This window comes from Pseudomonas pisciculturae (assembly GCF_015461805.1).
In the GTDB taxonomy this organism is placed as follows: domain Bacteria; phylum Pseudomonadota; class Gammaproteobacteria; order Pseudomonadales; family Pseudomonadaceae; genus Aquipseudomonas; species Aquipseudomonas pisciculturae.
The window spans coordinates 387330-399170 of the sequence record NZ_JACVZE010000006.1 but is presented as its reverse complement, the minus strand read 5'-3'; the positions used below and the strand labels follow the sequence as shown (position 1 = coordinate 399170).

The following is an 11841-nucleotide window of genomic DNA, read 5'->3' as shown; positions in this document are numbered from 1 at the left end:
GTATCTACAAGGCGCAGCAGCCCCGCATCACGCCCCCTAGGACTTTTCCGACATTCTCTTACGCACTCTTATCCAACTATTCAAAGAAGCGTCTGACACATAGATCAATCAACTTTCCAATTTATTGGATTGACGCTTTTTATCGGCACACCTATTTCCCGGGCCCTACATAAACGCCCCAGATTAGTTCCAAGCACTCGTAACTGCAGTGTCAGAGAGTCAATCATTGCTCAGTCCTTGAGATGAAAGTGAAGGCGCAATTATCAGCGCTGGAACAATGATTAATAGACACAGAACCGGACCGAAAACCAGTGCAGATGAATAACGGCCAGTGCACAAAACCTGCACATACAAAGACGCCGCACTGGAATTCAGGGCGGCGTCAGCACAAACGTCAGGATTCAAGGGGGGAAGGTGCCAGCCAGGCAGCGGGCGAGTCAGGAGAGTTCAGCCCTGTCAAATGGCGCATTTGCCCCATGCGCCAGCGGCAAGGAATACTCGTTTGAGAATATTCCTACGCGCTAAACAGCTTCAACCTTCAACGCTACGCGCTCACGGCACGGGCATTCATCCATGTAACGATGGGCTTCCACGAATTGGCTGAATGGGAAGACCGTCGTTTTCAGCGGTGCCAACACACCGTCAGCCGTCAGCTGGTTGATGTCTCGCAGCGCCCGCTGCAAGGCGACCTGGTCCTGGATAATGCCCAGCTCCGGTTTACCGGTGAAGTTGCCAATACAGTGTACAAAGAACTGAATATTCTTCTGGAACGCCGCACACGCTGGGAACGGAGTCTGGTTGCCGCCCTGCAGACCGTACAGCACCAGACTGCCACGGGGCGCCAGCACATCACCGAGCAACGACATCTGCGGGCCGCCCAAGCCATCGAACACTACATCGACGCCACGGTTTTCGGTGAACTTGTTGATTTGCATCAACAGGTCCTGTTCTTCGGTGACGATGACCTTTTCTGCGCCCAGGGAGAGCAGGTACTCACGCTCGGCACTGTCTTTGGTCGCGGCAATGACTCGCACACCCAGGGCTTTACCCAGTTGCACAAACGACGGGCCGGCACAGTGGCTGGCGTCGGTCACCAGGGCAAACTGCCCGGGTTTTACCCGAGCCAGGTCCACGTATGCAAAGTAGGCAATCAGCAGCGGCGTGTAGTGCACGCTGGCTTGAATCGGGCTCAAGACGTCCGGGTAACGGGTCAGGGCCGAGCGGGGCAAGACGATCTGTTCGCCATACACCGGGTAATCGTTCGGGCTCTCGGCCGGAAAACTGGCCACTTTATCGCCCACTGCCAAATCATCCACGCCGTCGCCTACTGCAACTACAACCCCCGCCATTTCATGGCCAAGGCCCGACGGCAAGCGTGCATGGGACGACGCCAGGTTTTGACGCCACAAAATGTCGTACCAACTGATGCCAATCGCCTCGACACGCACCTGCACTTCGCCCGGTGCGGGCAACGCGGCTGCATGCTCTTCGCACTTGAGCACCTCGGCCGGACCAAACTTGTGAAAACGGATCGTGCGGGACATCGCAAACCTCGTCAAAGTAACCTCTAATGCCATGAACTCTATCTGGGCTTTGCGGCTAAGGCCATCGGTCGCCATTAATAGTCAACATGCCTGCCATTGATTCCGCATCTGAGGAACAGACCTCAAGTATCGTAGGAAAAATCAATTTACCTGTGCAGAGTAACAGCCTTTCCCCGTAAGATTCATGCCGGTCATTGTTGCTAAGTGGCTGCTCTCGTCAAGTTCGCTGACTCTTCCAGGACACAAGATGAACCGTAACGACCTGCGTCGTGTCGACCTTAACCTCTTGATCGTATTCGAAACCTTGATGCATGAGCGCAGTGTGACCCGCGCCGCCGAGAAATTGTTCCTTGGCCAGCCGGCGATCAGTGCAGCATTGTCACGCCTGCGCGGCCTGTTTGACGACCCGTTGTTTGTGCGCACCGGTCGCAGCATGGAGCCTTCGGCGCGCGCCGTAGAGATCTTTGCCCTGCTCTCCCCGGCCCTGGACTCGATTTCCACCGCCGTCAGCCGCGCCGCCGAGTTTGACCCGGCCACCAGCACCGCCGTGTTCCGTATCGGCCTGTCCGATGATGTCGAATTCGCCCTGCTGCCCCAACTGCTCAAACGCCTGCGTGCCGAAGCGCCCGGCATTGTGCTGGTGGTGCGCCGCGTCAATTACATCCTGATGCCAAGCTTGCTGGCCTCCGGCGAAATCTCCATCGGCGTCAGCTACACCGCCGACTTGCCGGCCAACGCCAAGCGCAAACTGCTGCGCCGCAGCGTACCGAAAGTGCTGCGCGCCGACAGCGTACCCGGCGCCCTGAGCCTGGACGACTTCTGCGCCCGCCCCCACGCGCTGGTATCGTTTGCCGGGGACTTGAGCGGATTTATCGACGAAGAACTGGAGAAACTCGACCGCAAGCGGCATGTGGTGTTGGCTGTGCCGCAGTTCAATGGCCTGGGAACCTTGCTGGCAGGCACCGATATCGTTGCCATCGTGCCGGACTATGCCGCCGAGGCATTGACGGCAGCCGGCGGCTTGCGCGCCGAAGAGCCACCCATGCCGGTACGTTCGTTTGAGTTGCATATGGCTTGGCGTGGGTCTCAGGACAATGATCCGGGGGAGCGGTGGTTGCGGTCGCGGATTCAGATGTTTTTCGGGGACCCCGAGAGTTTGTAACTGAATTCCACTGAGTTCCAAAAAACCATTTATAACAACGGGTTATAGCCTTGGTAGGTCCACTGCCGTTTATCTGAATCCACTGAGTTCCGAGGCAGGTGGGGGCATAATTGGGGGCAAATTTCGGTTCCTTAAAAAGGATGCCCCCACCGATGCCCTCAGAAAATGCAGTCGTTTTCAAACGAAAACTCAGCGACGCCTTCATCCGCACGCTGACTGAACCGGGCAAGCACGCCGACGGCGAAGTACCTGGCCTCTATTTGGAGGTGAGGCCGTCGAGCAAGGCTGGAAAAAACCCTTCTAAGTTCTGGCGGTTGAAATATCGGCTGCACGGCAAGGAGAACCGTTTCTCGATCGGTGCCTATCCCGACATCGGACTGAAAGAGGCGCGCGATATTGCCCGCGGTGCACGCCGTGACGTGGCCAACCACACCGCCCCCCTCAAGGCCAAGACCGCCAAGATCGAAGCACAGCTGGTCAACGAAGAGCGCACCTTCGCTTACGTCGCCGAGCAATGGCTGGCATTCAAGTCCGCCGATCTGGTGACCAAATCCATCGCAGGGTTTCGCGGAGCGCTGAAAAACCACATCTTGCCTGCCATTGGCAAGCAGCCGGTCAGCCAGATCAAGCTGGAGCACATCACCGCGATCATCACCGAGCTGCGTCGTCAGCGCACCATGGCCATGGCCCGGCGCGTGCGCACCCTCATCCGTGCCGTGCTGGGTTTCGCCGAAGGGCGCGGCTGGGTGGAGCGTAACGTGGCGCTCAGCAACATCGAGGAATTGAAGATCCGCCACATCGTCACCAGCAACCCGGCGATCGAAAGGCCGGCTGACCTGGGCCGGCTTCTTCTGCGCTTGGATGACTGCAACGACGGCAGCGTTGCGACCGCAATGCGTCTGCTGGTGATGTTACCCGTGCGCCCCGGCGAACTCGCCCAGATGCGCTGGGAAGATGTCGATCTGATTGGGGCGGATTGGCGATACGTGGTGAGCAAGACCCAACACCTGGACAAGAGCAAACACATCGTACCGTTGCCCGAACAAGCCTTGGTCCTATTGCGCGAACTAAGTAGAACCCGCGTGGTGGATGAAGAAGGCAAAGGCTGGGTGTTCGGCTCCCCTATCTATCCTGGTCGCCCCATTAACCCGACCTCCATGCTCAAGTCCTTTCAGCATATCTGGCCAGAATATGCCATCACCGCTCACGGTTTTCGCGCTACCTACCGAACCATTGCCCACGAGCACTTGGGTATCGATCCTATTGTGCTCGAACTGTCGTTGTCCCACCGAATGCCTGGGGCGCTTGGCGCGGTGTATGCGCGTGCACAACTATTGGCGCAGCGCCGGGAGGCCGCCCAACAGTGGGCGAACTACCTGGACCTCTTGAGGAGGAGCGCGACGCATGATAAGGAAAGCTAGCGGTATAGCGAAGACAATCAAGGAGACGTCGAGGGGAAACGGGTCTTCTCTTACTAGTCTACCTATCTGAAAACGCGTGCTTTTATTTAAAGCAACCGCGTCAATAGATGAGATTGCAGTCTGTGTCCGGGGCACAACAAGCCTATGATCCAGGCATCGATCGCGCGATGCCGAGATGCTCTTGCAGTGCCCTGGACTCTAAAGAAATGCTTCAAGCCGCTGAGGAATACCAAGGATACAAACCAAACGCCATTGACGCCGCCATGATGACCAGGCACAACAACAGCGACCATTTGAAGGTGTACTTCTGATGATCACTGAACTCCACCCCCGCCAGCCCCGCCAGCAGGTACGTCGATGCAACCAGCGGGCTGAGCAAATGCACCGGCTGACCGACCATTGAGGCGCGGCCGATCTCGGCGGCGGTGATGCCGTAGGCCTCGGCAGCGTGTGCCAGTACCGGCAATACGCCGTAGTAGAACGCATCGTTGGACATAAAGAAGGTGCCAGGAATGCTGATGATCGCGGTGATCGGCGCCAGGTACGCACCCCAGCTTTCTGGCAAGGCCCAGAGCAGAGTTTCCGACATGGCCTTGACCATTCCAGTCCCCGACAGGATCCCGGCGAAAATGCCCGCCGCGAGGAAAATCGCAATCTGGTTAAGTGCGGTCGGCGCATGGGCAGCAATGCGGCGACGTTGGTCGTCGATGCCTGGGTAGTTAATGACCAGTGCGACCGAGAACGCCAACATGAACAGAATCGGCAGCGGCAACAATTCCACCACCAGGCAGCCCATCAGGGTGATGGTGAGGACGGCGTTGAGCCAGAACATCTTCGGGCGGCGCAGCTCGGCGTTTTCGTCACTTAGGGTGAGCAAATCGCTGAAGTCATCATCCGTTGCACTCACGTGGCGACCTAAGTTGCCAGGTAGGGTCAGGGTGCCCAAACGCTTGCGCTCTTGCAGGCCGAGGTAGAAGGCCAGCCCCAGCACGCTGAGAAAACTGATGATCATTGCCGGGATCAGCGGCAGGAACAGCTCGGTGGTTTCCACTTGCAGCGAGGCGGCGGCACGCGCCAACGGCCCGCCCCAAGGCAGCAAGTTGGTCACACTTGCCGCCAGAATAACCACACAGGGTAATATCAACGGGTTGATGTTCAAACGTTTGAATAACGGCAACATGGCCGTGATGGTAATCATGTAAGTGGTAGAACCATCACCGTCCAGCGAGACCATCCCCGCCAGTAATGTGGCAAACAATACGGCCTTAGCGGGGTCGCCTTTAATTAACTTGAGGAAGGTTTTGATAATAGGGTCAAACAGCCCGGTATCAAACATCATGCCGAAATACAAAATAGCGAACATCACCATGACCGCCGTAGGCGCAACTTTACGCAGCCCCTCGATCATCATCAGGCCCATATCACCGCTAAAACCGCCCAAGATGGCGAATATGATCGGAATGGTAGTCATGGCGACTAATGGCGCTAGTCGCTTGGTCATGATCAACGACATAAATGTGATGATCATGCCGTAGCCAAGAATGGACAGCATTGGTATCTCCAGCGTTATTGTTTTTATAAAGAAGTTGCAGGCATCAGCTGTGGAATCAGCTCATGTGCAGGCCACCGTTGATGGCGAAGTCTGCGCCCGTGGCGAATGAAGACTCTTCCGAGGCCAGCCAGGCACACATGGCCGCGACTTCTTCCGGGGTGCCCAGGCGTTTTACCGGGATGTCCTGGATAACCTTGTCCATGCGTTCGGTTTCGGTAATCGCCTTCAAGCGTGCGGTACTGATATAGCCAGGCGATACGGTGTTCACGGTGACACCACGCGCCGCCACTTCACGTGCCAGTGCCCGGGTAAAGCCACGAATCGACGACTTGGCGGTGGCATAGTTAACCTGACCAACGTGCCCCAGTTGAGCGTTAACCGAGGAGATATTGATCACCCTGCCCCATCCGCGCGAAGTCATATCGTCAATGACTTGCTTGGTGACGTTGAACAGGGAGTTGAGGTTGGTATCAATGACGGTCTGCCAATCGGCGGGCACCATATCGCGGAACAACACATTGCAAGCTGTACCGGCGTTATTCACCAATACATCAACTGGGCCCACATCTTTACGCACTTTCTCAAAGGCTTTAACAGTGGATTCCCAATCGGTGACATTGCCCTCAGAGGCAACAAATTCAAACCCGGCCTGTTTCTGCTGTTGTAACCATTGCGTGCGTATGGGCGAGTCCGGCCCACAGCCGGCCACCACAATAAACCCGTCTTTTGCCAGGCGCTGACAGATAGCAGTACCAATACCACCCATGCCGCCGGTCACAAACGCAATCTTCTTGGACATTACGCACACCTTTATAATTTTTATGGGGTCGTTGAAATGAATTAATTAAACGCACACACATGCGCCTGAACTCATCCTAGAAAGAGCAGGCGCAAATGAAAATTGGTGATTAAGCAAAGCAGCGTTCTTGTTAAGAGAACGCTGCACATCTGACAAAATAGTCGAGCGCTACTTTGTTACGACATGTTTGCACACGCATTAAACCGCCAACGCGCGCTCCCGTAATTCGCTGTTGAGAATGCGGTCGTTCTCGCTGTAATCCACCGGGCAGTCGATCACGTGCACACCGGGCGTGCTGATGCAGTGTTCCAGCAACGGTAAGAAGCCTTCGGCGCTTTCTACGCGGTGACCCTGGGCGCCATAGGCCTGGGCATATTTGACGAAGTCCGGGTTGCCGTAATCCAGGCCGTAATCGGTGAAGCCCATGTTGGCCTGCTTCCAGCGGATCATGCCGTAGCCGTCGTCACGCAGGATCACCACCGTAATGTGCATCCCCAGGCGCACCGCGGTTTCCAGTTCCTGACTGTTCATCATGAAACCACCGTCCCCGCACACCGCGACCACTGGGCGATCCGGGTGCACCAGGTGCGCCGCCATCGCCGACGGCAGGCCGGCGCCCATGGTGGCCAGGGCGTTGTCGAGCAGCACGGTATTGGGCTTATGGGCCTTGTAGTTGCGGGCGAACCAGATTTTGTAGATGCCATTGTCCAGGGCAACGATGCCTTCGGACGGCAACGCACGGCGGATATCGGCAACCAGGCGCTGCGGGTACACCGGGAACCGCGCGTCGTCGGCGCCTTCCACAATCTGCGCCTCATTGGCTTCGCGGATCGCCAGCAGACGCGTAAAGTCCCAATGGTCAGTGCCAACCAACGCTTCGCCGATCTGCCACACGGCATTGGCGATATCACCGATCACCTCAATCTGCGGGAAGTACACCGCATCGACTTCGGCAGAGCGGAAGTTGATATGAATCACTTCGGTACCGCCCCGCACCATAAAGAACGGCGGTTTTTCGATCACGTCGTGGCCAATGTTGATAATCAGGTCCGCGGCCTCAACCGCACGGTGCACAAAGTCACCCGACGACAACGCAGCGTTGCCAAGGAAGCGCGGGTGACGCTCGTCGACCACGCCCTTACCCATCTGGGTGGTGATAAACGGGATACCGGTGTGGTCGATCAGTTGCTTGAGCACCTTGGCCGTCATCTTGCGGTTGGCGCCGGCGCCGATCACCAGGATCGGGCTGCGTGCGGTTTTCAGCTTCTCGACGGCGGCCTCAACGGCCTTGTGTTCCGCCAGCGGACGCCGATGCAGGCTCGGCGGGATCGGCAGGCTGTCGGTCTGCTCGGCGGCGATATCTTCCGGCAACTCCAGGTGCACCGCGCCCGGCTTCTCTTCTTCCGCCAGGCGGAACGCTTCACGCATACGCGCTGGGATGTTGTCGGCCGAGGCGAACTGATGGGTGTACTTGGTGATGGGCGCCATCATTCCGCACACATCAATGATCTGGAAACGGCCTTGCTTGGATTTTTTGATCGGCTTCTGGCCGGTGATCATCAGCATCGGCATGCCGCCCAAGTAGGCATAGGCGCTGGCGGTCACCAGATTGGTCGCACCAGGCCCCAGGGTCGACAGGCTGACGCCGGTCTTGCCGGTCAGGCGACCGTAGGTCGCCGCCATAAACCCCGCCGATTGCTCATGGCGCGTCAGGATCAACTGGATCTTCGACTTGCGCAGAGACTCCAGCAAATCGAGGTTTTCCTCACCAGGAATGCCGAACACATACTCGACACCTTCATTTTCCAGGCATTGCACAACCACATCGGCGGCCTTGGCCATTTCATTTCCTCAAGCACGGAGGGCGTTAGTGCCCTTGACGTTCAATTCCGGAGGTCGTGAGCCGACCTCCTTGTTTATTACGGTGCAACAGTCACATCCGCCTGGCCGCTCTGCGCCAGTGCGGTATGAATAAAACCTTCGGCTTTCTTGCGCTCGACAAACCCACGCACATACGCCGCTCCTGCGTCGCGCCCACGCGGCACCGCCATCGCCTGGCGAATGGCGGTAAAGGCATCGGGCAACACCCGATAGCGCGGGTCTGCATCGGCGACCTTCTGCAACGGCTGGCGTACGCCGGCCGCAGCATCAAGATCGCGTTCAATAAACAGGTCAACCGCCCCGGCCGAGGTATCGGCACGTTCCAATTGCGCATGGCTCAAGCTGCGGGTGAGGAACAGGTCATAGGCCGCGCCTTTGCCCACCGCCAGTTGCAAGCCGGCCTGATCGAGATCGCTGACCGCCTGATAAGGCGAATCACGCTCGACCAGGTAGGTGCCCTCGATGATCACGTACGGCTCGCTAAAGGCGATCTGCGCCTCACGCACCGGCTCGATCGCCAGAAATGCGATAGTCCAAACGCCCTCCTCCAGTGCCGCAAACACCTTGCCTGCCGCATCAAAGGTGCGCATCTGCAACGGCACGCCAAGCTCTTCGGCCAGGGCTTTGGCCAAGGCCACAGACACCCCTTGCGGGCTTCCGTCCGGCCCTTGCTGGGCCAGTACCGGGTTACCAAAGTTGATCGCCGCGTGCAGCACGCCATCCGGCGCGAGGTCTGCGAGTACGGCAGGCAAGTCAGTCGTCATCGGTCACTCCATTAAAGGTTGGGGGCTTACCAGATCGGCAGCGTGTAGGAAATGATCAAGCGGTTTTCATCCGCACCCCGGGCAAAGTTGGACCTGTAGGCCGCGTTGCGCCAGCGAATACCCACATCTTTCAGCGCTCCGGACTGGAACACATAACCGATATCGGTGTTGCGCTCCCACTCGCGCCCTTCGGCGGCGAGGGTGGCGGCGTTGGCACGATCACCCTTGACGTAGCGGGTCATGAAGGTCAAGCCATTGATGCCGATAGCGGCAAAGTTGTAGTCGTACCGCACCTGCACAGAGCGCTCACCGGGCTCGGCGAAGTCGTTGATCTGGATGTAGTTGGTCAGGTACGGGTCGGTGCCATTGATAAACGGCATCGAAGTATCGCCGTTCATCTTTTGCAGGCCCAGGCCGAGCGCGTGGCCACCCAGGCTGTAGGTGAACATGCCGCTCAAGGCCCCGCTGTCGATAGCACCACCCCGGGCATTACCGGCGTCATCACTGAGCATGTAGCGCAGGTCACTTTTGAGCTTGCCCGGGCCGACACTCCAGACGTGGTTGATGCCGAAGAAGTTCTGCCGGTAGACGTCCTGCAATTGCGCGTACTGATAGCTCAGGCTAAGCGTCTTACTCACGGCGTAGTCGGCGCCGCCCACCCAGTAATCATCACCCTCCACCACGCCCTTGAATCGACGGTTCTTGTTGTTCAGGGTGATCGGCTGGGCATTGCTGGAATCGCGATCGGTCATGCGATTGAAGCGTGCGCCGGTCAGGGTCAGCCCGTCGATTTCGTTGCTGGTCAGCAAGCCACCTTCAAAGGTTTGCGGCAGGATGCGCCCGGTGTTGGCCTGTAAAGTCGGCAGCTTGGGAATCAACGTACCGTACTTGAGTACGCTGTCAGACACCTTGACCTTGGCCGTCAGGCCCAAGCGACTGAACGTATCGGCCGCGCGCCCGTCGTCATGCACCGGCAGCAAACCGGAGCCTGCACGGTCCGGGCTGGAATCGAGCTTGATGCCGAGCATGCCCACTGCATCCAGGCCAAAGCCGACAGTGCCGGGGGTGTAGCCGGAACGAAAATCGAGGAGGAAGCCCTGGGCCCACTCTTCACGTTTGGACTGAGCAGTACCGTCGCGAAAATCACGGTTGAAGTAGTAGTTGGACGTCTGCAGGTTGAGCTTGCTGTCCTCGACAAATCCCTCGGCGTTGGCAGTGCCAGCGATCATGCAGGGCGACAAAGTGATCAGGGTACGCAGCATATTTTTATTGTTGTGCATCTGGCGGTTCCTTTTTTATGGGCATGCGACTGCCCGGCCCGAGCATGGGCCGGGAAAATACAGTTCCTACAGGGGGGGGGTGGGAAAGGCCGCAGGACGGCCCCTCGAATCAATGTGCGGAAGCAGTCACCGGCTGGTCCGGTTCCTGGTTGGTGACCCGCATCAGTACGGTCATCACAAACGCGATGAGCAACAGCGCACTGAGGAAGATCAGGCCGGTCGCGGCGCTCTGGCTGTTGCCCTTGACCACGCCAATCAATGACGGGCCGACAAAACCACCCAGGTTGCCGATGGAGTTGATCACCGCAATCGAAACAGCGGCGGTGGCACGGTCCAGGAACAAGGTCGGCAGTGCCCAGAAAGGCGATTTAAAGCTGTACAGGCCAGACAGCGCCACACAGATCATCAGCATCGACGCCACCGGACTGGCCAGCATGCCGGCGCCCACCAGGCCCAGCGCGGCAATTGCCAGCGGAATGGCCGAATGCAGCTTGCGCTCGTTGCGACGGTCGGAACTGCGCGACCAGATAATCATCGCAATGGTCGCAACGATATACGGCAGCATGGCGATCAGGCCGATCTGGGTATGGGTCAGGTTGCTGGAGAAGCCCCTGATGATCTGCGGCATCCAGTAACCAACACCGAGGCTGCCGCACTGGTACACGAAGTAAATGAACGAGAGGTACAACACCTTCTTGTTGACCATGGTCTTGAACACGCTCAGGCGCTTGACGTTCTTGCGGCTCTGACGATCGCGCTCAAGCTCAGCGAGCAGCCAGTCTTTCTCCTGCTGAGTCAGCCATTTGGCTTGTTCCGGCTTGTCGGTCAGGAAGAAAAAGCACGCGATGCCCAGGAACACCGCTGGCACGCCTTCCAGGAACAGCATCCAGCGCCAGCCGCTCCAATCGAACCACTTGATGTTGTCCATGATCCAGGTCGAAAGCGGAGCGCCGATGATGTAGCTGACCGGAATCGCCGCGGTGAACAGCGCCACCGTGGTTGCCAGTTCCCGTGCGCGGAACCAGTAGGTCAGGTAGACAATCACGCCCGGAAAGAAGCCCGCTTCGGCCACGCCCAGGAAGAAGCGCAGCACATACAACTGCTCGGCCGACTGGGCAAAGGCCGTGGCGGCGGCAATAAAACCCCAGGTCACCAGGATGCGGGCAATCCACACCCGAGCACCGAACTTGTTGAGCATCACGTTGCTCGGCACTTCAAACAGGAAATAGCCGATAAAGAAGATCCCGGAAATAAAGCCGAAGGCTTCACTGGTCAGGGCCAGCTCCTTGTTCATCTCCAGCGCGGCATAGCCGATGTTGGCGCGATCCAGGTATGACACGATGTACAGCAGGAACATGAACGGGATGATGCGCAAGGTAATCTTGCGGACAATCGCCTGTTCATCGACAGTCTTGTTATTGTTCATAGGCACCTCATC

Annotated in this window: 9 protein-coding genes; 2 read left to right on the top strand and 7 right to left on the bottom strand. The window is 57.9% G+C overall.

All coding sequences use genetic code 11. From position 1 onward, the window contains the following. Positions 1 to 521: 521 nt before the first annotated feature. Positions 522 to 1544 carry a zinc-dependent alcohol dehydrogenase family protein gene (locus ICY20_RS18965; protein WP_159956936.1) on the bottom strand — a complete coding sequence of 341 codons (1023 nt, stop codon included), beginning with the start codon at positions 1542 to 1544 and terminating at the stop codon, positions 522 to 524. Between the two features lie 247 nt (positions 1545 to 1791). On the opposite strand from ICY20_RS18965, the gene ICY20_RS18960 reads away from it, so the two are divergent. Together ICY20_RS18960 and ICY20_RS18955 are read left to right on the top strand one after the other, a co-directional pair. Beyond that, complete coding sequence (locus ICY20_RS18960) at positions 1792 to 2706, top strand: LysR substrate-binding domain-containing protein (protein WP_159956938.1); 915 nt, start codon at positions 1792 to 1794, stop codon at positions 2704 to 2706. A 152-nt stretch (positions 2707 to 2858) separates the two neighbouring features. Beyond that, positions 2859 to 4127 carry a tyrosine-type recombinase/integrase gene (locus tag ICY20_RS18955; protein ID WP_194938335.1) on the top strand — a complete coding sequence of 423 codons (1269 nt, stop codon included), beginning with the start codon at positions 2859 to 2861 and terminating at the stop codon, positions 4125 to 4127. A gap of 211 nt (positions 4128 to 4338) precedes the next feature. Here the strand turns inward: ICY20_RS18955 and ICY20_RS18950 are convergent, their stop codons facing one another. The 6 genes from ICY20_RS18950 to ICY20_RS18925 form a co-directional block, all read right to left on the bottom strand. Then, positions 4339 to 5679, bottom strand: a complete 1341-nt coding sequence (locus ICY20_RS18950) for a CitMHS family transporter (RefSeq protein ID WP_194938334.1) — start codon at positions 5677 to 5679, stop codon at positions 4339 to 4341. 55 nt (positions 5680 to 5734) lie between these two features. Further along, entirely contained in the window at positions 5735 to 6478 is a 744-nt protein-coding gene (phbB, locus tag ICY20_RS18945; protein ID WP_194938333.1) for an acetoacetyl-CoA reductase, read from the bottom strand. Positions 6479 to 6676: 198 nt separating this feature from the next. Further along, positions 6677 to 8320, bottom strand: coding sequence for an acetolactate synthase large subunit (locus ICY20_RS18940; protein WP_194938332.1), 1644 nt, complete (start codon positions 8318 to 8320; stop codon positions 6677 to 6679). Between the two features lie 77 nt (positions 8321 to 8397). Then, positions 8398 to 9123, bottom strand: coding sequence for a transporter substrate-binding domain-containing protein (locus ICY20_RS18935; protein ID WP_194938331.1), 726 nt, complete (start codon positions 9121 to 9123; stop codon positions 8398 to 8400). A gap of 26 nt (positions 9124 to 9149) precedes the next feature. After that, the gene (locus ICY20_RS18930) at positions 9150 to 10403 is read right to left on the bottom strand and encodes an OprD family porin (RefSeq protein ID WP_159956950.1); all 1254 of its coding nucleotides are present in this window, start codon (positions 10401 to 10403) and stop codon (positions 9150 to 9152) included. Positions 10404 to 10512: 109 nt separating this feature from the next. Then, complete coding sequence (locus ICY20_RS18925) at positions 10513 to 11829, bottom strand: MFS transporter (RefSeq protein WP_194938330.1); 1317 nt, start codon at positions 11827 to 11829, stop codon at positions 10513 to 10515. Between the last annotated feature and the right edge of the window lie 12 nt (positions 11830 to 11841).